The sequence below is a fragment of the Rhizobium sp. AP16 genome, assembly GCF_000281735.1.
GTDB lineage: Bacteria > Pseudomonadota > Alphaproteobacteria > Rhizobiales > Rhizobiaceae > Rhizobium > Rhizobium rhizogenes.
In genome coordinates, this window is the sequence record NZ_AJVM01000063.1 from 205,706 (window position 1) to 228,978 (window position 23,273).

The window sequence follows — 23,273 nt, forward strand, 5'->3', positions numbered from 1 at the left end:
GCGTTGGAAAGGAATTTTCAGAGTACCCGCGGGGAGCTCTTCACGCGCACCTCTTCGAGGCGGCTCAGAAATGTGAAGGCGGCAAGCGTCATGCCGGCGGTCAACAAGGCAGTCAAACCAAGAACAATCATTGCTCTCTCCACGTCGACATCGAAGGTGTCTCTACTTGCAGGATTAAAGCATGAAGCTTGCCCGTGACTTGCGGCCGGCCCCGGTTTTACTCGAATCGGCCAGTGAGCGAAATTGAACCGGGAACAGTTCAAATTAAAACGGAGGGTCCGACGACGGCTATTAACCTTCAAGCAAGGAATTAACCATAAACATGGAAGCTGCACGTCGGAATGGGACAATTGTTACTCGTTCTCACCAGGCATGAAGCCGCCCCGTCGTACCGGGCTCGATCCGGTATCAATCTCATCAAATAGGTCCGGGAACAGACTTTGATGAACGAGCGAGCTTCAGTGTGCCGCGATCAATCGATCGACGGCGACCTCCGCCCTTTCTCGTCCTCTCATAGCGTCTGAACCCGATTATTAGCGGTTTCGCCGGGGCTCTTTGCGCCCGGCAGTTCGGCAGGGACGATTTTGGCGCAGGATTCGCCGTCAGATCAGGCAGGGCGGACGCAGGCGGGAAGCCTTCGCGATCGCTTGCGTTTTGCGGGGCTCGCCGCCGAGCAATGCGAGATCGTGCGCCGCAATCGGCCGATGCTCGAGACCCATCTGAAAGCAGGCTTGCGCGATCTCTTTCACCGTTTCCAGACCTTTCCGGACGCCGCGCGCAATTTTGCCAGCGAGAGCCAGCTCGAACGGCTGCAGGATCTGCAATCCTCCCACTGGGACGTGCTGACGGATGCCCGCTTCGACAGCCTCTATGCGGAGCGCGTCAAGGTTCTCTCCGACAGCGAAAGCAAGATGGGGCTCGACCCGCGTTGGCACGTCGCCGGCCATGGCGTGGTTCTGGAGCATATTCTGGCCGGCATCGTCGAAGAGATGGGTGGCCGGGCCGTTTTGCCGGGAACCAAGCGCCGCGCTCGTGAACTGAGCGAGCTGGTCAAGGCCGCCGTCCGTCTTGTCATGGTCGATGTCGAAATCGCGGTATCGCTGCGCTTCAACGAGCTGCGCCTCAATCATCAGCGTGCGCTGGCCGATCAGCGGGCCGCCGATCAGGCGGAAGTGGCCGGTCTCTTCGCAGATGTCATCCAGGGCCTTGCCGAGCGCGACCTCACGGTCCGCATGCCGGCCGATGCCCCACCGGCCTACACCGAACTGGTGGAAGCACTGAATGCCGCGCTGGACGATATCCAGCAGCAATTTACGGCCCTGTCCGTCGGCGTACAGGCGGCCGAAGCGACGACGAATGCCATCGCTCGTGATTCCCGGTCCCTTGCGCAGGATTCCACGGAACAATCCAAGGGGCTCGCCACCTCCGCGAGACAGCTCGCTGAGCTTGCCGAGCAGATCGGCGGCAATGCGACGAGCACCCGGTCGGCCGAGCGCGCCGCCGCCTCCACGCGCGTTGCGGTGGAAGACAGCGGTCAGGTTGTCGGCCAGGCCATCTCCGCCATGGCCGACATCGAGACATCGGCCGAAAAGATCGGCCAGATCATCGGCGTCATCGACGAGATCGCATTCCAGACCAACCTCCTGGCTCTCAACGCCGGTATCGAGGCGGCGCGTGCCGGCGACAGCGGTCGTGGTTTTGCGGTCGTCGCCCAGGAAGTCCGCGCTCTCGCGCAGCGCTCCGCCGATGCCGCCCGCGAGATCAAGGTGCTGGTGACCGGCACCAAGGCGCAGGTCGACGCCGGCGTGCGGATGGTCGGTCGTACGCAGGAGGCGATCGGTAGTATCGTGCGCCAGGTGACCGATATCAACGACGCCATCTCCGGCATCGCCGCCGCCACCGACGAACAGGCTGCGGGCCTGCGCAGCGTGACTGTCGAGATCGGCAGTCTCAGCGAACGCGCTTCCGCTGCCGGCAGCCTCGCCGGTCGTTCGCAGGAGGGTGCCGATCACCTCCATGACACCATCCTCGATCTCGGCCGCACGATCCGCGAGTTCCGCCTTGAACGTGAACGGCGCCATGCCGTGGCGCCGCGTTCGGCGGTCGGCGCGCAACGTCTGCCGGCCCCCAGGCGCGACGACGTCTTCGGCCTGCGTCAGGACGATGATGTCGAATTCGATTTTCCGCCCCGCAGGGCAGCAGCTGGGGGCGAACGGAATGCCTATTGACCACTCTATTACATGCGAATGCGGGCCACGGGGCTCGATTTCAGGCAACAAGGATTGAAGCGATGGCGAGCAGGAAAGGCGAAAAGACAGTCAGTCTGGCCGCGGTGCTGGACCTCAACGAGGCCTCGGCGCTTCGCGGCAAGCTGATGGGGCTGCGCGGCAGCAACGTCGCGATCGACGCCTCCAGCGTCGAAAGGATCGGCGCTTTGTGCATTCAGGTCATCATGGCCGCCGCCAAGACTTGGGATGAAGACAAGCTGTCCTTCACCTTTTCGAAGGTGTCGGATGCATTTCAAAAAACGCTGCAGATGATCGGTATCGACATCGATCACCTGCTTGCCAAGGAGATCCGGCAATGAAGAAAAAAGTGCTGACCGTGGACGATTCACGGACCATTCGAAACATGCTTCTCGTCACCCTCAACAATGCCGGCTTCGAGACCATTCAGGCTGAAGACGGCATCGAGGGGCTGGAAGTCCTCGAGGAAGCCAATCCCGACGTCATCGTCACCGACATCAACATGCCGCGCCTTGACGGTTTCGGTTTCATCGAGGGTGTGCGCCGCAACGACAAGTACCGCGCTATCCCGATCCTGGTGCTGACGACCGAAAGCGATGCCGAAAAGAAGAACCGTGCCCGCCAGGCCGGTGCGACGGGCTGGATCGTCAAGCCTTTCGACCCCGCCAAGCTGATCGATGCCATCGAGCGTGTAACCGCTTAAACAGGATCCGTCCCTCATGGATATGAACGAAATCAAAGAGATTTTCTTCCAGGAGTGCGAAGAGCAGCTCGCCGAACTGGAATCCGGTCTCCTGAAAATGAATGATGGCGACCGCGATCCGGAAACCGTCAATGCCGTCTTCCGCGCCGTTCATTCCATCAAGGGTGGGGCAGGGGCCTTCGGTCTCGATGATCTCGTCTCCTTTGCCCATGTCTTCGAGACGACGCTCGATTGCGTTCGATCCAACAAGCTGGAGCCGACCCAGGATGTCCTGAAGGTCATGCTGAAGGCCGCCGATGTGCTGGCGGATCTGACCAATGTGGCCCGCGACGGCGGCAGCGTCGATCCTGCCCGTAGCCGAGGCCTGGTCAAGGAGCTGGAGGCGCTGGCCCATGGCGAGTTGCCTTCGGCGTCCGCCGCTGTCGAAGCTGCGCCCAAGCAGGCAAAGCCCGTCGCACTCGCACCGGCCCCGGTCGAGGTTGCGCCTGCCGCGACGGATGATAGCGGTTTCCAGCCGATCCCCTTCAGCTTCGATGATGATTTCGGTGCTGACGAAGCGCCCGTAGCCATGCCGGAATACCAGGTCAGCTTCAAGCCGCGCGCCGATCTCTACGCCAAGGGCAATGATGCGACGCTGCTGCTGCGCGATCTCGCGCGCATCGGTGAGCTGAGCGTTCATTGCAATATGGATGCCTTGCCGGGCCTGGACGAAATCGATGCTGAAGGCGCCTATTTCGCCTGGACGATCTCGGTCCGGACGGACAAGGGCGAAGATGCCATCCGCACCGTCTTCGAATTCGCCGAATGGGATTGCGAGCTCGATGTCCGGCGGATCGAGGATGCCGCCTCGAAGGGTGACGATGAGCTGCCGATGGTGCCCGTGCCATTCGATCTCTCTGCCCTCGACGATGATGGCGCCGGACAGGCCGCGGAAGTGGTCGAGCAAGCGCCGCAGCCAGCGAATGATGTGGCCGCCGCGGTTGCCGCCGCCGAGACGGTAAGCAATATCGCGCAGCTCGCCGCCGCCCGCGTCGAAAAGAAGGAAGCTGCGGCTGCCGCTGCCAGTGCCGCCGCGCAGAACAATGCCGCCGCTGCCGGCGTCGGCCAGACCATCCGTGTCGATCTCGATCGCGTCGACCGCCTGATCAACCTCGTCGGCGAACTGGTCATCAACCAGGCGATGCTGTCGCAGAGCGTCATCGAAAACGACAATAACGGTACATCCTCGATCAATATGGGCCTCGAGGAGCTGCAGCAGCTCACCCGCGAGATCCAGGACAGCGTCATGGCGATCCGCGCGCAGCCGGTGAAGCCGGTCTTCCAGCGCATGTCGCGCATCGTCCGCGAAATCGCCGATATGACCGGCAAGTCGATCCGTCTGATCACAGAGGGTGAAAACACCGAAGTCGACAAGACGGTCATCGACAAGCTGGCTGAGCCGCTCACCCACATGATCCGCAACGCTGTCGACCACGGCGTCGAGACCCCGGAAAAGCGCGCGGCACTCGGCAAGAACCCGGAAGGCACGGTTCGCCTGACGGCAAAGCATCGCTCTGGCCGCATCCTGATCGAGCTGGCCGACGACGGCGCCGGCATCAACCGCGAGAAGGTCCGCCAGAAGGCGATCGACAATGACCTGATCGCCGCCGATGCCAATCTTTCCGACGAGGAAATCGACAACCTGATCTTCCTGCCGGGCTTTTCGACCGCAGACAAGATCTCCGACATTTCCGGCCGTGGCGTCGGTATGGACGTGGTCAAGCGCTCGATCCAGGCGCTCGGCGGCCGCATCAACATCACCTCAAAGCCGGGACATGGCTCCGTCTTCACCATGAGCTTGCCGCTGACGCTTGCCGTCCTCGACGGCATGGTGGTGACTGTGGCCGGCCAGACGCTGGTCGTGCCGCTGACCGCAATCGTCGAAACCCTGCAACCGGAAGCCGCCGCTATTCATTCCTTCGGTGCCAACCATCGCCTGATCTCGATCCGCAACAGCTTCTGCCCGCTGGTCGATGTCGGACGCATCCTGAACTTCCGCGCCACCCAGGCCGATCCGGTCGAAGGCGTCGCGCTGCTGGTGGAATCGGAAGGCGGCGGACAGCGCGCTCTCATGGTCGATGCCATCCAGGGCCAGCGTCAGGTCGTCATCAAGAGCCTCGAGGCGAACTACACCCATGTGCCCGGCATCGCTGCGGCGACCATCCTCGGCGATGGGCGTGTCGCGCTCATCCTCGATGTCGATGCCGTGGTCGGCGCCTCGCGCGGCCAGTCGCTGAAGGCTGAAATATCCTACGCAGCGGTGGGTTGAGCCTATGTCCGACGCGATCAAGAGCCTGACCCATGGTGCCCGAGAGCTGATCGCCTTCCGGATCGGCGATCAGGAATTCTGCGTCGACATCATGTCCGTCCGCGAAATTCGCGGCTGGACGCCCGCAACCGCGATGCCGCATTCGCCCGGCTATATGCTTGGCGTCATCAATTTGCGCGGCGCCGTGCTGCCGATCGTCGACCTCTCTGCCCGGCTCGGCATGGGGCGCGCCGAGCCAACCGTGCGGCATGTGATCATCGTCGCGCAGGTCAAGCGCAAGGTCGTGGGCCTTTTGGTCGATGCCGTGTCGGATATCCTCACGGTCACCGACGACACGATCCAGCCGACGCCGGAAGTCTCTTCCGATTATGAACGGCAGTTCGCGCGTGGCGTCCTGGCGATCGACCGCCGCATGATCTGTCTCATCGAACTCGAAACCCTGTTCCCCGAACACGAAAGCCAGGCCGCATGAGCGTGATGGGAGCAATAGATCTAAGAGTATCCCCGGACGAGGTGCTGGCCAGCGGCGAATATCCGCTGACCCGCCGGGATCTCTCCGAAATCGCCGCCATGATCTATTCGGACGCCGGGATCTCTCTGAACGAGACCAAGGCATCGCTGGTCTATTCGCGGCTGTCCAAGCATATCCGCGCGCTCGGCCTGCCGGGCTTCCGCGATTATTGCCAGCTCGTTTCTTCGCCGGCAGGCGCCGTCCAGCGGCGCGAGATGCTGTCGCACTTGACGACCAATTTCACGCGCTTCTTTCGCGAAAACCACCATTTCGATCATCTGCGCGACGAGGTCCTGCCGGGCCTTCTGGCGCGCGCCAAGGCGGGCGGTCGCGTCCGCATCTGGTCGGCGGCCTGTTCCGACGGCCAGGAGCCTTATTCCATCGCGCTCACGGTTTTGTCGCTGATGCCGAATGCCGCGGACCTCGATTTCAGGATACTGGCGACGGATATCGATCCGAAGATTCTCGGCCTTGCCCGCGCGGGCGCATATGACGAGGCAGCACTCGAAACTGTCTCGCCCGCCATGCGCAAGCAATGGTTCCAGGAAGTGGAGATCCAGGGGCGCCGCAAGTTCCAGATCGACGATCGCGTCAAGCGGCTGATCACCTTCAACGAACTGAACCTCCTGGCGCAATGGCCGTTCAAGGGCAGCTTCGACGTCATCTTCTGCCGCAACGTCGTCATCTATTTCGATGAGCCGACGCAGACGAAGATCTGGTCGCGTTTCGCGGGTCAGCTGCAGGACAACGGCCATCTCTATATCGGCCATTCCGAGCGGGTCGCCGGCGACGCCAAGCACCTCTTCGACAATATCGGTATCACCACCTATCGCCATATCGGCAAGCACGGGGGGAGAAAACCATGAGCGCTCCCGCCCGCGTTCTCGTCGTCGACGACTCGCCCACCATGCGCGGCCTGATCACCGCCGTCCTGCGCTCCGATCCTGAGGTCGACGTCATCGGCCAGGCCGGGGATGCGCTGGAAGCGCGTGCCGCGATCAAGGCGCTCAATCCCGACGTCGTGACGCTCGATATCGAGATGCCGAACATGAACGGCCTCGACTTCCTCGAAAAGATCATGACGCTGAGGCCCATGCCGGTCATCATGGTCTCGACCATGACGCATCGCGGCGCGGAGGCGACGCTGGCCGCGCTGGAGATCGGTGCCTTCGATTGCGTCGGCAAGCCGGTGCCGGGCGAGCCCCGTCCCTTCGGCGATCTCGCCGAAAAGGTGAAGGCGGCGGCCCGTTCGCAGCGGCAATATGTCAAGCCTGCCGCCAGCCATGCCCCGCCGCCCGCGGTTGCCGATTTCCGTGTCGGCCGCAAGATCGTTGCGATCGGCTCCTCCACCGGCGGTGTCGAGGCGTTGATCGCGGTGCTGCAGAAATTCCCGGCCAATTGCCCGCCGACGGTCATCACCCAGCATATGCCGCCGAGTTTCACCCGCAGTTTCGCCGAGCGTCTCAACCGTCTCTGCGCCCCCGTGGTGCAGGAGGCGAGCGACGGCGCGCGGCTGGAGATCGGCAAGATCTATCTGGCACCCGGCGGTGAAAGGCATCTGCAGGTCGCCAGCTCTTCGGCGCCGCATTGCCGGCTGGTCGAGGGCGGGCCGGTCAACGGCCATCGCCCTTCCGTCGATGTACTGTTCGATTCGGTGGCCGAGCTTGCCGGCCGCAACGCCGTGGGCGTGATCCTGACCGGCATGGGGCGCGATGGCGCCGCGGGTCTTCTCAAGATGCGTCATGCCGGCGCGCGCACTATCGGCCAGAACGAAAAGACCTGCGTGGTCTATGGAATGCCGAGGGTCGCGTTTGAGCTCGGTGCAGTCGAACAGCAGTTTCCGCTGAACGCCATTGGCGAGGAAATATTGAAAGTAACAGCCGCCCGAAAGGAAGGGAGCGAATAATGTCTCTAGCGGAGAAAATCAAAGTTCTGATCGTCGACGATCAGGTCACCAGCCGCCTGTTGCTCAGCGATGCGCTGACGCAACTGGGTTTCAAGCAGATCACTGCCGCCGGCGACGGCGAGCAGGGCATGAAGATCATGCAGCAGCAGCCGCATCATCTGGTGATCTCGGACTTCAACATGCCGAAGATGGATGGTCTCGGCCTGTTGCAGGCCGTTCGCACCAATCCGGCAACCAAGAAGGCCGCCTTCATCATCCTGACGGCGCAGGGCGATCGCGCCCTGGTGCAGAAGGCGGCACAGCTTGGCGCCAACAATGTTCTCGCCAAGCCCTTCACCATCGAAAAGATGAAGGCTGCAATCGAGGCCGTGTTCGGAGCGCTGAAATGATCCTCGAGGCCACCGCCCGTCGTGTGCATATCATTCAGGGCGAGTATAAGGTCATCGGTGACCCCGAGGTGGTCCTGGCGACCATTCTCGGCTCGTGTGTGGCGGCATGTTTGCGCGATCCGGTGGCTGGCGTCGGCGGTATGAACCATTTTCTGCTGCCGGGAATGGCGTCCTCGCCGACAAGCGGCGGCGACGCCACGCGCTACGGCGTGCATCTGATGGAACTGCTGATCAACGGTCTTCTGAAGCAGGGCGCGCGTCGCGACCGGCTGGAGGCGAAGGTTTTCGGCGGCGCAAAGACGATCGCCACCTTCTCCAATGTCGGCGAACAGAATGCGGCCTTCGCCATGCAGTTCCTGCGGGATGAAGGCATCCCGGTCGTCAGCTCCAGCACGGGCGGCGAGCATGGGCGCAAGGTGGAGTACTGGCCGGTTTCCGGCCGTGCGCGGCAATATCCGCTGACCGGCGCCGAAACACAGAAGACCGTGGCCCTGGAACAGCGCCCCGTTGCAGCCCCGAAGCCTGTCGACAATGCGATCGAATTTTTCTGATCAGCGAGGACTACCCGATGACCAACATCCAGCGCGCCGACATGACCGCCATGCAGGAGACGCTCCCCGCCATCCTGATGCGGATCGTCGCGGAACTGCACGATATCGCTTACCTGATCGAGCGCATCGAGCCGCAACTGCTCGATCTCAGCGGCGTCAATGTGCTGGAATCGCCTGACGCGATGAAGGTCATGCAGGGCATCGATCTGGCCGTACAGAAGACACGCGGTATCGCCGAATTCATCGATACCATTACCGGCGACATGCCGGATGGCTGGATGGTCGATGTCGCGACGGCGCTGAGCCTGGTGAAGCTCACCGAGATGCAGAAGGCACTGGGCGGCAGCCAGCGTCACGGCCATTCCCAGCCGCTTGCCAAGGCTGCCGGCGATTTCGATTTCTTCTGACCGCAACCGCCGGTACCTGGTATTGTTTTTCCTATACTTTTTTAAATAGTTTTCTTCTCGCTTCTCTCGTTTTCCCCGCCGGACGAAACGCTCGCACAAGTTTCGATTCCTATCTTCGCTGCAGGGCACAAAGCCATCAGGTCTTTGACGAATCGTGCGAGAACAGAATGAATCTGTTAAATCAATTAGTTCCCTTGTTCAGGAATCTGCAGAATCTCGGGAGGACGCGGTTGCTGACTCTCGCCGGCGTGGGCATTTTGTCCGTGGCGCTGGTCCTGTTTGCAGCCCTTTACGTCAACAAGCCTGCCCAGGAGACGCTTTATGTCGGCCTGGATGCGACCGATCTGAATCAGATCAGCATTGCGCTTGCCGAAGCCAAGATCAATTTCCAGGTGGGGGCGGACGGCACCAGCCTGACCGTGCCGACCGGCATGACCGGCAAGGCCCGCGCGCTACTTGCCGAGCGCGGCCTGCCGAACAGCACCAATGCCGGCTATGAGCTCTTCGACAATGTCGGCTCGCTCGGCCTGACCTCCTTCATGCAGGAAGTGACTCGTGTCCGTGCGCTGGAGGGCGAAATCGGCCGGACGATCACCTCGATCTCCGGCATCAGCGCGGCGCGTGTTCATATCGTCATGCAGGATGTCGGCAACTTCCGGAAGGCGGACCAGAAGCCGACGGCCTCGGTGATGATCCGGGCCAATGCCGAAGCGGCGCGCAAGGCCGCCCAGGCCATCCGCCATCTCGTCGCCTCCGCCGTGCCCGGTCTTGAGGTCGACGACGTCACCATCCTCGATTCCACCGGGCAGCTGCTCGCCTCCGGCGACGATCAGAGCAATGGGGCTCTGAACCGCAATCTCGGCATCGTGCAGAATGTTCAGGGCGAAATCGCATCGAATATCGACAAGGCGCTGGCACCCTTCCTCGGCATGGACAATTTCCGCTCCAGCGTGACGGCCCAGCTGAACACCGACAGCCAGCAGGTGCAGGAAACCACCTACGATCCGGAATCAAAGGTCGAGCGTTCGGTCCGCACCACCAAGGAAGCGCAGAAGTCGCAGCAGCGCCAGTCGGACACGGCGGCGACCGTCGAGCAGAACATTCCGCAGGCCGCACCTCAGGCCGGCGGCAATGGGCCGACATCGAACGACCAGACCGACAAGCGCGAAGAGCAGACCAATTACGAAATCAATAGCAAGACGACCGCAACGGTCCGCAACAGCTACAGGATCGAAAAACTGTCGGTCGCTGTGGTGGTCAACAGGGGCCGTATCGCCCAGATGGTCGGTCAGCCGGCCGATCCGGCAAAGGTCGATGCCTATATCGCCGAGATGCAGAAGATCGTTGCAACCGCTGCCGGCCTCGATCCAAGCCGCGGCGACGTGGTGACGGTCAATGCGATGGACTTCCTCGACACCCAGCTGCTCGACGACAACGCGTCGGGTCTCAACATCATGGATGTGCTGAGCCGCAATATCGCAGGCATCATCAATTCGCTCGCCTTCGTCGCGGTCGCCGTCCTCATCATCTGGCTGGGCTTCCGTCCGCTGATCCGCTCGCTTGGCGGCGGTGCCAACGGCACGGCTCTGCCGGACGCGGCCGGGCTCGAATTGCCGGATTTCGCACCCGGCGCGGTCGGCGGACCCGGCGCGGCGCTGATGGACGGCTTCGGTTCGGATTTCGGCTTCGACAGTACCGACGATCTGCTGACGATGGGCGAGGACAACAGCACTTTCAATCGCCGCGTCAAGGAAGGGCCGGAGCGTCGCCTCTCGCGGATGGTGGAAATCAGCGAGGAGCGAGCCGCCAAGATCCTCAGAAAATGGGCCGTCGACAAGGCCGCCTGATAAAAGGACCGGGGAGATCCCGGTCTTTTCGCGTGAACGGATAGGATGCAACAAGGTCGTTGCAATCCTGGATTTCGCGAATATTTGCTGCAAGCCACCATCACGAAATCAGGCTGTATGAGATGTTGGCAAGTGAAGAAGAGAAGGCAAATTTCATTGCTGGGTAGAAAGAATCGACTTACAGTCTGCTCATCTGTCCGCAACAGCGCCGAATCGGCGCGAATCGGGCTGTAATCCGCCCCCGGTGAATTCAAGGTTTGAAGATGCAGGGACGCGGAGAAATCAGTTTATAGTTTGTTGATTGGGTTTCCGGCGATCTGGGCCAATGCGATTGCCGAAGTGGAATTCATGTTAGCGCTTGCGCGCCGTGCCTCCGCCGGATGCGTTTGAGGCGTAATCGTAATTTAAGTTGGCGCAGGCGCCTTTTTTGAAGATCGATGTCGGTTTTCGGGGGGGGTGCCCTGGGTCCAGACCGAGCAATGCTCTCGTTGACGTCCCATCGTCCGACAGTGGCAGGAACGCAGAAAATGGACATGCAGATATCGCAGGCGAGCAAGGGCGATAAGGATGCGCGAGCAGCCGCCCCTTCCAGCGCCATGTCGCGCGATCAGCTCATTCTGCAACTGACTGCCGTTGCGGGACCGGCCTATCTCCAATCCGGCCTGCGCGTGCTGACGGATTATGTCGGCGCCTCTCACTATCTCCTGGCGCGCTGCGACCTGATTCAGGAGAGCGGGCTCGATTTCGTCGTGTCTTCGGATTGGCCCTTCGATCTCGTCCGGCGCCTGGCTTCCGAACTCACGAACGGCTATGGCCGTGCCGGCGAGCTGGAAAAATCCATGTCGCTGTTCCAACCGGTTTTTGCCTTCCTGCCCGATGATGTCGAGCCGCCGGAGGGTGTCAGCCGTCACTATTGCGCGCTGACCTTCAATGTCGGGCGCACGCGGTTCTCGCTGATGCTTCTGGCCCGTGACAGCCTGTTGCTGTCGCCGGAGCGGTTGCGCGATGTCGGGCTGCTGGCGGGCTATTTCGCCAGCTTCACCCGCAGTGTAGAAGGCAAGCTGGAGCGCGATTTCGATTTGACCGAGCGCGAACTGGAATGTCTGTTCTGGATTGCCGAGGGCAAGACCAGCGACGAGATCGCTATGATTCTTGGCATCTCGCGCAATACCATCAACAACTACATCACCAGCGTCATGCGCAAGACCGCGACGAAAACGCGATCGGAAGCCATCGCGTTTGCCGTCAGAAACAACCTCGTTTGAAGGCCTATTGAATGCGATATCAGCCGGGCAAGGCGACGGACATGTCGGGCGAGACGAAGCTTAGTCGTTTGCATCGGATTTCCGGCCGCTCCGATCTCTTCCCGAAGCTGGTGTCGATGCAGAAATTGATCGACGCGCAGAATTTCGCACTCTATCGGCTCAGCGGTTCCGGCCTGCCGAGCAAGCAGCGCCTGGTCTGCGAACTGGAGAACTGGGGTTCGGCCAATCCCGTCATGAACAAGGCCTTCGTCGAGGCCTATGGCGAAGCGATGATCGAGCATATCGAGAAGTCGCTGCTACCTTTGATGTGGAACGGCCGCGACAGCGACAGCACGGCCGAGACGCCGGATTTTGCCGCTTTCACCCAGCGCCTGAAGCCGCATCTCCTGCCTTTCGCCGGTGTTGCTTTTCCGGTGCGGCTGGGCTCGGTCGGCAATGGCTATGTCGTTTTCACCGCGAAGTTCATGGACGTGGCGAGCGACATGATCGTCGAGCTGCATGGCCGCAGCTGCCAGATCATGATGGAGCTTCTGTCGCTCGATGAGCGCCGCTCGCCGGCCGCCGAAGCATTGAGCGAACGAGAGATTGCCTGCCTGCAACTGGCCGGCGACGGACGGATCAGCGAGGAAATCGCCGAAAAGCTCGGTTTGTCGGTACATACCGTCAACGCCTATCTCGGCTCGGCGACGATCAAGCTCGACAGTGTCAATCGCATCCAGGCGATCGCGAAGGCGATCCGCTTCGGTTACATCAGTTGACGCCGACGCTCCTCAGCGGATCTTCATATCGTAAATTCCGGAATGATTCAGGCGTCCTCAGGCCGCCTGCGTTGCGCTGCCGATCGCATAGCGGGCATCCTTGAGACTGCGGGCGAGAAGTGCTGTATTCTCGTCCGGATCAGCGGATGCTTTCTCGAAGGCGATGTGGTTGATCTCGATGCCGGCATGATGGTCGGCAAGCGCGAGCTTGGCATAGATGGTGACGCCACGCGGCTTGATTTCGAGGTCGATCGTGACCTCGGCCGGGCCGCTCCAATCGAGCTTGTAATCGCCGCCGAGCCCGAAATTGACGATGCCGGGAAGGAAATAGAGCTCGGCGGCCGAGGCCACGAGGTCCGCAAGATTGCCGTATCGTTCGAATCGCAGCAGCGAAATCAGATCGGCGGCGTCGAGAAGCCGCAATTCGCTGGCGACCGGGCTGATGGCCTCAGCGAGAATGCGTTCACGTTGAGCAGAGTAGGGGCATTTTTTCATTCGATTTATCGTACCCGTGTTCTATTCGACTGTGCGTAGATCCGATGGATTAGCTCTGCGACGGCCTTGTAAAATACTGACGGGATGACACTATCGACCGAGACTTGCGCAAACATGGAGCGTGCGAGTGGCGGATCCTCGAAAACGGGAATGCCGTTTGCCTCTGCAATCTCTCTGATTTTCAGCGCGATGAGGTCCTGACCCTTGGCAACGACGACGGGCGCGTCGCCTTCCTCGCGGACATAGCGCAACGCCACGGCGAAATGGGTCGGATTGGCGATAACAAGGGTTGCGCGTGGCACCTGCTTTATCATCCGCCGGCGGGCGCGGTCGCGGGCAACCGAGCGCTGGCGCGACTTGACGATCGGATCGCCCTGCGACTGCTTGAATTCGTCCTTGATCTCCTGCTTGGTCATCTTCAGCTGATCGAACCAATGGTGACGGCTCCACAGCACGTCGGCAATGCCGACGACGGCGGTTGCCAACAGCACGATCATCAGGATTCTCTGGACGATGGTCGACAGCCGAACGAAAATCGTCTGCGGATCGGAAGCCAGCGAATCGATCGCGTGGAAGAACTGGCCGCGCAGTACGAAGAACATGATGATGCTGACCACCACGATCTTGGCGAGCGACTTGCCGAATTCCACAAGGCCGGATGTGCTGAAGATGCGGTTCCAGCCGGAAACAGGCGATATGCGCGAGAATTTCGGCTGAATGCGGTCGAGAACCGGCGTGGGCAGGTTCTGGAACATCGAGGAGCCGATCCCGAAGATGAAGAACAGAACGATGGCGGGCAACACGAGATTGCCGACTTCCCAACCGATTCGGGTAAACAGTGAAAGGGCGTCCGGCCCCGTTTCCAGCTTCCATTGATCCGGCTTCTCGAAGAGGTCTCGCAGCACCTCGCCCATGCGCCCCATGCGCTCCGGCAGGAAGAAGGTGACATAGATGACGGTCGCCAGCATGGAAGCAAAGATCGTGGCTTCCCGGGAGTGGGGCACATTGCCCTTCTCCATGGTGTCGCGGAGTTTTTTCTCCGTCGGTTTCTCTGTTTTACTGTCCTTGTCTTCGTCAGCCAAAGCAGCCGTCCTTCGCGAAACGGAAAGAGGCCGCGCAGCACGCGCGGCCCTGTTTTGAACAGTCTAGGACGATTCAGGTGAGTCGCGTCGAACTTACGCGGCTTTCTCCACAGGTGTCGTGTCCTTGGCCTTGAGTTCGATCTGGCCGGAATTGGAAAGCCGGATGGCTTCCTGCGCGATGGCGCGTCGGGCGACGGCGATTTCGCGTGCATTGACGCCGTTGCTGGGCACCTGCAGATCGGATTCGATCATGCGGCGCTGGCGTGGGCTGATCGATGCGAGCACGATTTCGCGGATGTCCATGGTCGAGCCGCGCAGCGCCATGGTGATGATATCCGAGGCGATGTCGTTGAGCAGCAGCACACGGCTCTGCTGCGGCATGAGCATGAGGTCGTCGAAGAGGAAGATCTTCGGGCGAACCTTGTCGACCGATTCCTTGCTCAGCGTTTCGAGCGACGTCAGCAGGGTATCGACCTGCGGCTTGTCGAGCTCGTTCATCAGCTCCGCCACCTTGGTCGAGCCGGATGCGTTGCGCTCGGCTTCGATCTCCGTCATCAGCCCCTGGACGCGGTTCTCGATGATCTGCGCCGCTTTCGGGCTGACATCCTTGAGATTGACCGTGCGGTTCATGATGTCGGCGCGCTGCGCCTCCGGCAGCTGCAGGAGGATCTTGGCGCCGAAGGAGGATGGCATCATCGACAGCATATAGGCGATGGTTTGCGGATGTTCGCGCAGGAAGAACTTGGCGACGAAGGCCGGATCCGCTTCGCCGAGGCGATCCCAGATCGAAGCCTCATAGGCCTGGAAGGCCGTGCGTCGGCCGAGCAGGCTATCGACCTCGTCCGGCGTCAGGCCCTCTTCGAGAATGCTCTCGATCGCCTTGGCATTGTCCATCAGGCCGGCGCCTTCGGTGAAGAGATCCTCGAATTCCGCCACGAGCTGCGCCAGTTCGTCGGGCGGAATGAGCCGCAGCGATTGCGCCGAGGCAATGATGAGCTGCAATTCATGCTGCGTGAAATATTTCAGCAGCCGTCCCGCCACTTGTTTTCCCATGGCAAGAAGAACGGCTGCGGCCTTCTCGGCCTGAGACAACGGTTTCTCGGCAAGGGCGCCGCTGAAATCGTCAAAGTCCATCATGGTCTTCATCTCCGTCCCGAACAGGGAGTGGCTTATTCTGAAAAGAAATCAGGCTTTCATTGCCCGATCCCGAAATGATCTTCGGGAATAGTATGCAAAATCAAATAAACGGAGCGAAATGACTCATTTCGCCTTGTTGTTGGACAGCTCGATCAGCTTGATGCCGAACCGGGTATCGTCGTGTTCCAGGACGGTAATTTCGCCCCGGCCGATGCAGCGGCCGTTTACGGTGATTTCGACGGGTTCACCGATCCTCTTGTCGAGGGCGATAATCGCGCCTTCGGTCAGGTTCATCAGGCCGGAAACCTGCATGCGGCTGCTGCCGAGCACGATCTGGACGTCGATCGGGATATCCATGATCAGGTCGAGATTGGCGCTCAGCGCGCTGCCGGGAGCGGCCGTTTCGGCAAAGGCGGAGGGGCCGCCGAAATCGCCTGCGCCGAAGGCGGAGCCTGCATCGTCGCCACCGAATTCATCGCCGAAGGCCGAAAGACCGGTGGCCGGCTCGGCGCCGAACGCGTCGAGATCGAAATCCGGCGCGACGCCGTCGGTATCTTTCTTCAGGACGCCACGCAGGCCGTCGATAGCCTCGTCCAATGCGGCGTCGCTGCTTGCGATTTCGAGCGAATCCTCGCTGCTTTTCTGTGTCGTCTTCGTAGCCATGAAATCACTATTCCAGTTGAAACTTGCCTCAAGCTGCCGTGGGTGCGGGCCGCACCCCGGCCGCTCAATTCATCAGGTGTCGAAGAAGCTCGTCGTCGGAATTCACGGTGTCCTTGACGCGTACCGTGTAGTTCTCGCCGGAGCGGCCGAATTCGCAGACATAGAGGTCCTTGCTGTTGGCGCTGACCTCGACCTGGACGTCGCTCGTATCCATAAAGGGAATGACATCGCCGACGGCGAGCCTGGAGATCGTGTCGAGCGTCAGCGATTGCAGCCGGATGCGGGCTTCGAGCGTCACCTGCGAGCGGCGTACCTGCTCGTTGAGTTGCTCCGCCCACGCGCCGGTCGAGGCGGATGGGTTCTTCGCTCGCGGCGCGCTGACCACGGTGCGCAGCAGCTCGTATTGCGGAACGATGACGACGATTTCCGAAACGGTCTTGCCGAGCGAGATCGTCATTGCGATGGCGGCGGCGAAATCGTCGGTCTGGCCGGCAACCGGCGTCGGACGATCCTCGATATTGTAGGGCGGATCCAGATAGGGTTCGAAGCCGCCGGTCGCGTTGACGGCCGAGCGCAGCACGTTGGCGATCTTGTCGAACACCATGACGGAGAGGTCGAGTTCGATTACCGAAAGCGGCCGCGCGGCGGGGGAGTCGATTGTCTCGGGCTGGGCGCCCAGCAGATGCTCCATCAAGGTCATGACGAAGCCCGTGCCGCAGCCGAGCAGGAAGTTCTGCGACCAGTTGCGCAGGGAGCCGTTCACCAGGGCGCAATTGCTGCCGATGCCGGCGACGAGCTCGCTCATCAGGCCCGACCGGCAGCCGGCATAGCCGACGGAGACATCCAGGCCGGTTTCGCTCTTGATGATGTCGGGGAGGAACTCGGCATAGACCTGGCCGAAGGCCGTGCCCAGCTTTGCAAGCGTCGCAGGGTCGCCAAGGCCACCGGTCAGCTTGGCGAAGAGGACGGGATCCATCGTCTGTTTTGGGTGCGTTGATTGCTGGCTCATGATCGTCAGGCCGCCTTGCTCTCACCGCCGGGGTTCATCATTTCCTGCTCGACCGCGTCGATGGACGGCCGCTCATAGGAGGAGATCGTCTTGCGGCCGTATTCGAGCGCCACCTGCGGCACGGAGCCGTTCATGTAGGCGAGCAGCGTCTGCTTCACGATCACGTAGAGGCGATGCTGCTTGTTGCGCACGATCTTGATCTGCGAGACCAGCGGCGCGCAGACGGAGTAGGACAGAATGATGCCGAGGAAGGTGCCGACCAGCGCCGAGCCGATCAGGTGCCCGAGCACCTCAGGCGATTCGTTGATATGGCTCATGGCCTTGATGACGCCGAGGACGGCGGCGACGATGCCGATCGCCGGGAAGGAATCCCCCATGATCGTGATCGCATGATAGGGCTTCATCTTGTCGTGCTGGATAGTGTTGATTTCTTCGTCCATCAGCGCCTCGATCTCGTGCGAGCGGGCATTGCCGATGATGATGAGGCGGACGTAATCGCAGATGAAGGCCGTCAGGTCCCGGTTCTTCAGCACCGTCGGAGCGGCCTGGAAGATCACCGATTCATCTGGATTGTCGATATGGGCTTCGATCTCGTTGCGCGACTTGGTGCGCAGGTCCCGCATCAGTGCATAGAGCACGCCGAGGGTGTCGAGATAGTCACGCTCTTTGGGAACCGCATGCCTGAAGGCTTCGCCCAGCGCCTTGCCGGAGTCCTTCAGGACCTTCATCGGATTGGCCATGATGAAGCCGCCGATGCCGGCGCCCGCGATGATGACAAATTCGAAGGGCTGGAACAGCGCGTTCACATCCCCACCCATCGCCATGAAGCTGCCAATGATGCAGCCGCAGGTCACTACAAATCCGATAATAATATTCATCGCCGGTCCACACCTGAACGTTGCTTCCTCAAATCAACTAGGAAACCTGCCTTGCGTGAGGCTGTTCGGCACGTCAGTCAGCAGGCCTTTTGTCGTGTCAGCCTCGCACAAGCCAATGTCGGCACAGTAACGGCTAAGGGCATCTATGCCCGGCTAACGACATGTTGGAACGCCGCGCTATCGGGCGTTTCCTGTCCCGTTATTCTCCAATGTCCGGAGGGCGTTGAAAATGCAGTCTGGTATTTATGTGTCGTTGTCATCGCAGATGGCGCTCGAGCGGCGTCTGACAACGGTCGCCGACAACATGGCCAATGTGAACACCACCGGTTTTCGTGGCACAGAGGTCAAGTTCAATCAGGTGCTCAGCAACACCGAAAACAAGCTCAACGCCAAGGTCGCCTTCGTTTCGCAGGGCAATGATTATCTCTCCACCAGCAATGGCGAATTGCAGAACACCGGCAATCTCCTCGATTTTGCCGTCAAGGGCGAAGCCTGGTTCGGCCTCAATACGCCAGCCGGCCTGGTGCTGACGCGCGACGGCCGTTTTACGATGACGGACAGCGGCGCGCTGGTCTCGGCACGCGGTTATCCCGTGCTCGATCCCGGCGGTGCGCCGATCCAGCTCGATCCCACCGGCGGCGCGCCGACCGTCTCCTCGAATGGCACGATCACGCAGAACGACAAGCAGGTCGGCCAGATCGGGCTTTATACCTCCGATGTCAGCAAGGGTTTCCTGCGCTACAACAACAGCGGCGTACTGCCCACCGATACGCCGCAGCCGGTGATCGACCGCTCCAATATCGGTGTCGCCCAGGGCTATCTTGAAAATTCCAACGTCAATGGCCTGCGGGAAATGACAGAACTGATCGAGGTCAGCCGCGCCTTCGACAATATCACGTCGCTCACCAACAGCAGCGAAAGCACGCTCTCGGAAGCGATCAAGACCCTCGGCGGCAGCCAGTAAGAAGGGCGGATCATGTTCGAGGATCGGATGCCGGAGGGGGCGTTGTCCCCAAGGTTGCCGCATATGGCCGCGCTGGCGGAGCACTATGCGATGACGGAAAACGCGGTCGCTCATGGCGGTCATGTGCGGACTATCGCGGCCGGGCACTACACGGTCGCCGGCCTTTCCAGGCATGTGCGTCTCGGCGAGTTCGTTGCCCATCGGTCGGCGACTGGCGTCCATCTCGGCGAGGTCGTACGCGTCGAACCGGAATTGACCTATGTCTGTCCGATCGAGCCGGGCGAGCCGATCGGTATCCACGACACCGTCATCCGCAAAGGCGCCTTTCGTATCGCGCCGTCGGAAAGCTGGTGCGGGCGCACCATCAATTCGCTGGGCGAGCCGATCGACGGCCTGGGGCCGCTGACGGCGGGCACGCAGCCGCGCTCGATCTCCAACACCGCGCCACCTTCCATGACGCGCAAACGCGTCGAGACGGGCTTCAAGACCGGTGTGCGCGCCATCGATATCTTCTCGCCGCTCTGCCTCGGCCAGCGTCTCGGCATTTTCGCTGGCTCCGGCGTCGGCAAATCGACGCTGCTATCGATGCTCGCCCGCGCCGATGCCTTCGACAAGGTGGTGATCGCGCTGGTCGGCGAGCGCGGCCGTGAAGTCCGTGAATTCATCGAGGATACGCTCGGCACCCACATGCAGAAGTCGGTCGCGGTCGTTGCGACCAGCGACGAGAGCCCGATGCTGCGCAAGATGGCGCCGCTGTCGGCGATCACCATCGCCGAACATTTCCGCGACCAGGGCGACAATGTGCTTTTGATCGTCGACAGCGTCACGCGCTTTGCCCACGCCATCCGCGAGGTTGCGACCGCATCCGGCGAGCCGCCGATCGCGCGCGGCTATCCGGCGTCCGTCTTCACCGAGTTGCCGCGTCTTCTGGAGCGCGCGGGGCCGGGGCCGGAAGGCACGGGCACGATCACCGCGATTATTTCGATCCTCGTCGATGGCGACAATCATAATGACCCGATCGCCGATTCCACCCGCGGCATTCTCGACGGTCACATCGTCCTGCAGCGCTCTCTCGCGGAGGAGGGACGCTATCCGCCGATCGACCCGCTGGCCTCGGTCTCGCGTCTGGCGCGCAAGGCCTGGACGCCGGATCAGGAAAAGCTGGTGTCGCGCCTGAAGGCGCTCGTGCATCGTTACGAGGAAACGCGCGACCTGCGCCTGATCGGCGGATACCGCCAGGGCGCCGACGCGGATCTCGATATCGCCGTCCGCCAGGTACCGATCATCTACGAGATCCTGAAGCAGACCCCAGGCGAGCGGCCCTCCGCCGACGCCTTCACCGATCTGGCGACCGCCCTGAAGAACGGCGCGGTCGCAATCACACCGGCAAAGAGAGGCTGACGTGAGAGAAACCGATGCAGACGAGCCGGTCGCTCCGCCGAAGCCGGCGAAAAGGCGGACCGTCACCGACAGAGCGCTGGCCTGCACTGGCCTGGTGCTCGCCGGTATCTCGGCTTTCTTCCCGTGGTACGTGTTTCTGAATCCGGACAAGTTCGGCATTCAGGTCGCCGAGGGCGACCGGACGCGGGATCTGCCGAACTGGCCGGGGCGCGAGATCGTCAGCGTCTCGCCACTTGCCATGGTCAACAAGAATCCGGGCGAGCCGAAGGACATGATCCCCGATCCGCTGACGACGGCGACGGTCAGCAGTGTCGGGCGGGAGGACGATAAGGGTCCGCCGGCGGAAGATCAGCCGTTCCCCGGCAAGTCGCCCTTCCATCTGCTGCACGTCGCAAACGGCCGGGCGCTGATCGAGGATGACAACGGCATGTTCGTCGTGCGCGTCGGCTCGCTTCTGCCCGATAACAGCCGCCTGGCCACTATCGAGCAGCGCGACGGAAAATGGGTGATCGTCACCTCCACCGGCGACGTCTACAGCCATGAATAAATACTCGAAATCGCCCGCATGCCGGGCCTTTTAAAGACTTCCGCAAGAACGCGACCACCGCAAGTCCCACGCAAGATTATCCCTCTAATGTCCCTGGTGTAAGAACGGAGAGAAGCCCATGCAACCCATTCAACTCTTTGACCTGGCCTCGCGGCAAGCCGAGTGGCTTCAGACGCGCCAGGAGGTTGTTGCCGGCAACATCGCCAATGCCAATACCCCGAAGTTCCGCGCCAAGGATGTGACGCCGTTCCAGGCTGTTCTGGACAACCAGAATGTCGGCATGGCGAAGACCAATCCGGCGCATCTCTCCGGCAACGAATTCAGTCAGAGCGGCGACATCAACGTCGAGGAAGCGTCGCTCAATCAGGAAATTGGTGTCCAGGAATCGGGTAACACCGTCGGCCTGGAAGACGAGCTCGCCAAATCGGGCGAGATCAAGCGCCAGTACAGCTTGAACACCGCACTCGTCAGCTCCTTTCATCGCATGATGTTGATGACCGTAAAACAATAGATGAAGTGAAGATGTCATGGATCCCTTATCTGCCGCATTGAAGATTGCGGGCTCCGGCCTGGAAGCTCAGTCGACCCGCCTGCGCGTCGTCTCCGAAAATATCGCCAACGCCCGTTCGACGGGCGATACGCCCGGTGCCGATCCTTATCGCCGCAAGACGGTGACCTTCGGCGCCGAACTCGATCGGGCCAACGGCGTGACGACGGTCGGAGTGAAGAAGATGGGCGAGGACACCGGCAAGTTCGTCGAGCAATACGACCCGGACAATCCGGCGGCGGACCAGAAGGGCTACGTCAAGATGCCCAACGTCAACATCCTTGTCGAAATGGCCGACATGCGCGAGGCCAATCGTTCCTACGAGGCCAATCTGCAGACGGTCCGGCAGGCACGCGACCTCATCTCCTCCACCATCGATCTGCTGAAGAATTCATAATGATTGACGCTATCAAGAATGTCTCCTCCCTCTCGGCAACCCGTGGCCTCGGCAGCATCGCGACGGATCTGAGCTCCGCCGCATCCAACGCGATCGCATCGACGCCGGAAACGGCAATCGGAAGCTCTGCTGTCGGCAGCTTCGCCTCCGTCATGTCCGATGTGGCGAAGAATACGGTCAGCACGCTGAAGGAAGCTGAAAATGCCTCCTTTGCCGGCATCAAGGGCACGATGAGCACCCGCGAAGTGGTCGACAAGGTCATGCAGGCGGATCAGACGCTGCAGACGGCGATCGCGCTGCGCGACAAGATGGTCTCCGCCTTCCTCGATATTACGAAAATGCAGATCTAGGGCGGATTGCTCCGCTCAAACTATGTGACTTGGCGTGTTCCTGTTCCAAAGCCGCTTGGCGGCTTCCGGGATCGCGCTCCAGACCGAAGGACGAAAACATGAGAGCGCTCGCTATTGCCGCGACGGGCATGGACGCCCAGCAGACCAATCTCGAAGTGATCGCGAACAACATCGCGAACATCAACACGACGGGCTACAAGCGTTCCCGCGCCGAGTTCTCGGACCTTCTGTACCAGACCGAGCGCGCCAAGGGCATCGCCAACAGGCCGAACCAGGCGGTGGTGCCGGAAGGCGCCAATATCGGCCTCGGCGTGCAGACGACGGCCGTGCGCAACATCCAGATTCAAGGCGAGCTGTCGCAGACGTCGAACGATCTCGACGTCGCGCTTGTCGGACGTGGCTGGTTCCAGATCCAGATGCCTGATGGTACGACGGCCTATACCCGCGCCGGCTCCTTCAACAAGAGCGATACCGGTCAGATGGTCACGCCCGATGGCAACGTGCTGCAGCCGGGGATCACCATCCCGAGCAATGCCAGCAACGTCGTCATCAACCAGTCCGGCCAGGTCTCGGCGACGATCGGCACGGCGACCACGCCGACGGTTCTCGGTCAGTTGCAGATTGCCAACTTCGTCAACGAGGCTGGTCTGCAGCCGATGGGCAGCAACCTCTTTACCCAGACGCCGGCGTCCGGCGATCCCGTCGTCTCCGACCCGAACGAAAACGGCTTCGCCTATATGAAGCAGGGTTATCTGGAATCGTCGAACGTCGACCCGGTCAAGGAAATCACCGACCTGATCACGGCGCAGCGTGCCTACGAGATGAATTCCAAGGTCATCACCACCGCCGACGACATGGCGCAGATCGTCAGCAAAAACCTGAAGTAATAGAGGGACGGGCCGAACATGAGGT

At 61.2% G+C, this 23,273-nt stretch carries 26 protein-coding genes; 20 read left to right on the top strand and 6 right to left on the bottom strand.

The features are described from left to right. The first annotated feature begins 584 nt into the window (after positions 1–584). From PMI03_RS17470 to visR, 13 genes are all read left to right on the top strand, one after another. On the top strand, positions 585–2,228 hold the full coding sequence (locus PMI03_RS17470; protein ID WP_007695693.1) for a globin-coupled sensor protein: 1,644 nt from the start codon (positions 585–587) through the stop codon (positions 2,226–2,228). 62 nt (positions 2,229–2,290) lie between these two features. After that, positions 2,291–2,587 (top strand): STAS domain-containing protein, encoded by a 297-nt coding sequence (locus PMI03_RS17475; RefSeq protein WP_007695695.1) that lies wholly within the window; start codon positions 2,291–2,293, stop codon positions 2,585–2,587. Next, complete coding sequence (cheY1, locus tag PMI03_RS17480; RefSeq protein ID WP_007695696.1) at positions 2,584–2,949, top strand: chemotaxis response regulator CheY1; 366 nt, start codon at positions 2,584–2,586, stop codon at positions 2,947–2,949. The genes PMI03_RS17475 and cheY1 overlap by 4 nt, the downstream gene beginning before the upstream one ends. Before the next feature lie 16 nt (positions 2,950–2,965). Further along, the gene (locus tag PMI03_RS17485) at positions 2,966–5,257 is read left to right on the top strand and encodes a chemotaxis protein CheA (protein WP_007695697.1); all 2,292 of its coding nucleotides are present in this window, start codon (positions 2,966–2,968) and stop codon (positions 5,255–5,257) included. A gap of 4 nt (positions 5,258–5,261) precedes the next feature. Continuing rightward, positions 5,262–5,729 carry a chemotaxis protein CheW gene (locus PMI03_RS17490; protein ID WP_007695698.1) on the top strand — a complete coding sequence of 156 codons (468 nt, stop codon included), beginning with the start codon at positions 5,262–5,264 and terminating at the stop codon, positions 5,727–5,729. After that, on the top strand, positions 5,726–6,634 hold the full coding sequence (cheR, locus tag PMI03_RS17495) for a protein-glutamate O-methyltransferase CheR (protein WP_007695699.1): 909 nt from the start codon (positions 5,726–5,728) through the stop codon (positions 6,632–6,634). Before PMI03_RS17490 ends, cheR begins: the two co-directional genes overlap by 4 nt. Then, a complete protein-coding gene (cheB, locus tag PMI03_RS17500) occupies positions 6,631–7,674 on the top strand; it encodes a protein-glutamate O-methylesterase CheB (protein WP_007695700.1) in 1,044 nt (347 codons plus the stop codon). Before cheR ends, cheB begins: the two co-directional genes overlap by 4 nt. Beyond that, positions 7,674–8,063, top strand: coding sequence for a response regulator (locus tag PMI03_RS17505; protein ID WP_007695708.1), 390 nt, complete (start codon positions 7,674–7,676; stop codon positions 8,061–8,063). Before cheB ends, PMI03_RS17505 begins: the two co-directional genes overlap by 1 nt. Then, the gene (cheD, locus tag PMI03_RS17510; protein ID WP_007695710.1) at positions 8,060–8,614 is read left to right on the top strand and encodes a chemoreceptor glutamine deamidase CheD; all 555 of its coding nucleotides are present in this window, start codon (positions 8,060–8,062) and stop codon (positions 8,612–8,614) included. The genes PMI03_RS17505 and cheD overlap by 4 nt, the downstream gene beginning before the upstream one ends. Before the next feature lie 17 nt (positions 8,615–8,631). Further along, positions 8,632–9,021, top strand: a complete 390-nt coding sequence (locus PMI03_RS17515; protein ID WP_007695712.1) for a hypothetical protein — start codon at positions 8,632–8,634, stop codon at positions 9,019–9,021. 167 nt (positions 9,022–9,188) lie between these two features. Beyond that, positions 9,189–10,868, top strand: coding sequence for a flagellar basal-body MS-ring/collar protein FliF (gene fliF / locus PMI03_RS17520; protein WP_007695713.1), 1,680 nt, complete (start codon positions 9,189–9,191; stop codon positions 10,866–10,868). A 527-nt stretch (positions 10,869–11,395) separates the two neighbouring features. After that, positions 11,396–12,133, top strand: a complete 738-nt coding sequence (gene visN / locus PMI03_RS17525; RefSeq protein WP_007695715.1) for a transcriptional regulator VisN — start codon at positions 11,396–11,398, stop codon at positions 12,131–12,133. Between the two features lie 11 nt (positions 12,134–12,144). Beyond that, positions 12,145–12,891, top strand: coding sequence for a transcriptional regulator VisR (visR, locus tag PMI03_RS17530; RefSeq protein WP_007695717.1), 747 nt, complete (start codon positions 12,145–12,147; stop codon positions 12,889–12,891). A gap of 57 nt (positions 12,892–12,948) precedes the next feature. On the opposite strand, the gene PMI03_RS17535 is transcribed toward visR, so the two are convergent. The 6 genes from PMI03_RS17535 to motA all read right to left on the bottom strand — a co-directional run bounded on the left by PMI03_RS17535 (position 12,949) and on the right by motA (position 18,155). Next, a complete protein-coding gene (locus tag PMI03_RS17535; protein WP_007695718.1) occupies positions 12,949–13,386 on the bottom strand; it encodes a hypothetical protein in 438 nt (145 codons plus the stop codon). Positions 13,387–13,391: 5 nt separating this feature from the next. Further along, complete coding sequence (gene flhB, locus PMI03_RS17540) at positions 13,392–14,468, bottom strand: flagellar biosynthesis protein FlhB (RefSeq protein ID WP_007695720.1); 1,077 nt, start codon at positions 14,466–14,468, stop codon at positions 13,392–13,394. A 93-nt stretch (positions 14,469–14,561) separates the two neighbouring features. Beyond that, complete coding sequence (gene fliG / locus PMI03_RS17545; RefSeq protein WP_007695722.1) at positions 14,562–15,605, bottom strand: flagellar motor switch protein FliG; 1,044 nt, start codon at positions 15,603–15,605, stop codon at positions 14,562–14,564. 123 nt (positions 15,606–15,728) lie between these two features. After that, positions 15,729–16,268 carry a flagellar motor switch protein FliN gene (fliN, locus tag PMI03_RS17550; protein ID WP_007695724.1) on the bottom strand — a complete coding sequence of 180 codons (540 nt, stop codon included), beginning with the start codon at positions 16,266–16,268 and terminating at the stop codon, positions 15,729–15,731. Positions 16,269–16,332: 64 nt separating this feature from the next. Next, positions 16,333–17,280, bottom strand: coding sequence for a FliM/FliN family flagellar motor switch protein (locus PMI03_RS17555; protein ID WP_374188763.1), 948 nt, complete (start codon positions 17,278–17,280; stop codon positions 16,333–16,335). 2 nt (positions 17,281–17,282) lie between these two features. Then, positions 17,283–18,155, bottom strand: a complete 873-nt coding sequence (gene motA / locus PMI03_RS17560; protein ID WP_007695731.1) for a flagellar motor stator protein MotA — start codon at positions 18,153–18,155, stop codon at positions 17,283–17,285. 229 nt (positions 18,156–18,384) lie between these two features. Between motA and flgF the strand changes: the two genes are divergently transcribed. The 7 genes from flgF to flgG all read left to right on the top strand — a co-directional run bounded on the left by flgF (position 18,385) and on the right by flgG (position 23,248). Beyond that, the gene (gene flgF / locus PMI03_RS17565; RefSeq protein WP_007695733.1) at positions 18,385–19,119 is read left to right on the top strand and encodes a flagellar basal-body rod protein FlgF; all 735 of its coding nucleotides are present in this window, start codon (positions 18,385–18,387) and stop codon (positions 19,117–19,119) included. 12 nt (positions 19,120–19,131) lie between these two features. Then, on the top strand, positions 19,132–20,520 hold the full coding sequence (gene fliI / locus PMI03_RS17570) for a flagellar protein export ATPase FliI (RefSeq protein ID WP_012650939.1): 1,389 nt from the start codon (positions 19,132–19,134) through the stop codon (positions 20,518–20,520). Position 20,521: 1 nt separating this feature from the next. Then, positions 20,522–21,067, top strand: coding sequence for a hypothetical protein (locus PMI03_RS17575; protein WP_007695742.1), 546 nt, complete (start codon positions 20,522–20,524; stop codon positions 21,065–21,067). Between the two features lie 118 nt (positions 21,068–21,185). After that, on the top strand, positions 21,186–21,578 hold the full coding sequence (gene flgB, locus PMI03_RS17580) for a flagellar basal body rod protein FlgB (protein ID WP_007695746.1): 393 nt from the start codon (positions 21,186–21,188) through the stop codon (positions 21,576–21,578). Positions 21,579–21,594: 16 nt separating this feature from the next. Next, positions 21,595–22,011, top strand: coding sequence for a flagellar basal body rod protein FlgC (gene flgC, locus PMI03_RS17585; RefSeq protein WP_007695748.1), 417 nt, complete (start codon positions 21,595–21,597; stop codon positions 22,009–22,011). Next, entirely contained in the window at positions 22,011–22,361 is a 351-nt protein-coding gene (locus PMI03_RS17590; protein WP_007695750.1) for a flagellar hook-basal body complex protein FliE, read from the top strand. Before flgC ends, PMI03_RS17590 begins: the two co-directional genes overlap by 1 nt. A gap of 98 nt (positions 22,362–22,459) precedes the next feature. Beyond that, positions 22,460–23,248 carry a flagellar basal-body rod protein FlgG gene (gene flgG / locus PMI03_RS17595; protein ID WP_007695760.1) on the top strand — a complete coding sequence of 263 codons (789 nt, stop codon included), beginning with the start codon at positions 22,460–22,462 and terminating at the stop codon, positions 23,246–23,248. Positions 23,249–23,273 lie beyond the last annotated feature (25 nt).

What these genes read in the sequence shown, in the direction of transcription:
- fliF (WP_007695713.1), top strand. Translation starts at nt 9,189, where the DNA reads ATGAATCTGTTAAATCAATTAGTTCCCTTGTTCAGGAATCTGCAGAAT.
- cheR (WP_007695699.1), top strand. Translation starts at nt 5,726, where the DNA reads ATGAGCGTGATGGGAGCAATAGATCTAAGAGTATCCCCGGACGAGGTG.
- PMI03_RS17535 (WP_007695718.1), bottom strand. Translation starts at nt 13,386, where the DNA reads ATGAAAAAATGCCCCTACTCTGCTCAACGTGAACGCATTCTCGCTGAG.
- fliN (WP_007695724.1), bottom strand. Translation starts at nt 16,268, where the DNA reads ATGGCTACGAAGACGACACAGAAAAGCAGCGAGGATTCGCTCGAAATC.
- fliI (WP_012650939.1), top strand. Translation starts at nt 19,132, where the DNA reads ATGTTCGAGGATCGGATGCCGGAGGGGGCGTTGTCCCCAAGGTTGCCG.
- flgC (WP_007695748.1), top strand. Translation starts at nt 21,595, where the DNA reads ATGGATCCCTTATCTGCCGCATTGAAGATTGCGGGCTCCGGCCTGGAA.
- PMI03_RS17515 (WP_007695712.1), top strand. Translation starts at nt 8,632, where the DNA reads ATGACCAACATCCAGCGCGCCGACATGACCGCCATGCAGGAGACGCTC.
- flgG (WP_007695760.1), top strand. Translation starts at nt 22,460, where the DNA reads ATGAGAGCGCTCGCTATTGCCGCGACGGGCATGGACGCCCAGCAGACC.
- visR (WP_007695717.1), top strand. Translation starts at nt 12,145, where the DNA reads ATGCGATATCAGCCGGGCAAGGCGACGGACATGTCGGGCGAGACGAAG.
- PMI03_RS17590 (WP_007695750.1), top strand. Translation starts at nt 22,011, where the DNA reads ATGATTGACGCTATCAAGAATGTCTCCTCCCTCTCGGCAACCCGTGGC.
- fliG (WP_007695722.1), bottom strand. Translation starts at nt 15,605, where the DNA reads ATGATGGACTTTGACGATTTCAGCGGCGCCCTTGCCGAGAAACCGTTG.
- visN (WP_007695715.1), top strand. Translation starts at nt 11,396, where the DNA reads ATGGACATGCAGATATCGCAGGCGAGCAAGGGCGATAAGGATGCGCGA.
- PMI03_RS17490 (WP_007695698.1), top strand. Translation starts at nt 5,262, where the DNA reads ATGTCCGACGCGATCAAGAGCCTGACCCATGGTGCCCGAGAGCTGATC.
- PMI03_RS17475 (WP_007695695.1), top strand. Translation starts at nt 2,291, where the DNA reads ATGGCGAGCAGGAAAGGCGAAAAGACAGTCAGTCTGGCCGCGGTGCTG.
- cheD (WP_007695710.1), top strand. Translation starts at nt 8,060, where the DNA reads ATGATCCTCGAGGCCACCGCCCGTCGTGTGCATATCATTCAGGGCGAG.
- motA (WP_007695731.1), bottom strand. Translation starts at nt 18,155, where the DNA reads ATGAATATTATTATCGGATTTGTAGTGACCTGCGGCTGCATCATTGGC.
- cheB (WP_007695700.1), top strand. Translation starts at nt 6,631, where the DNA reads ATGAGCGCTCCCGCCCGCGTTCTCGTCGTCGACGACTCGCCCACCATG.
- flgB (WP_007695746.1), top strand. Translation starts at nt 21,186, where the DNA reads ATGCAACCCATTCAACTCTTTGACCTGGCCTCGCGGCAAGCCGAGTGG.
- PMI03_RS17485 (WP_007695697.1), top strand. Translation starts at nt 2,966, where the DNA reads ATGGATATGAACGAAATCAAAGAGATTTTCTTCCAGGAGTGCGAAGAG.
- cheY1 (WP_007695696.1), top strand. Translation starts at nt 2,584, where the DNA reads ATGAAGAAAAAAGTGCTGACCGTGGACGATTCACGGACCATTCGAAAC.
- flgF (WP_007695733.1), top strand. Translation starts at nt 18,385, where the DNA reads ATGCAGTCTGGTATTTATGTGTCGTTGTCATCGCAGATGGCGCTCGAG.
- PMI03_RS17505 (WP_007695708.1), top strand. Translation starts at nt 7,674, where the DNA reads ATGTCTCTAGCGGAGAAAATCAAAGTTCTGATCGTCGACGATCAGGTC.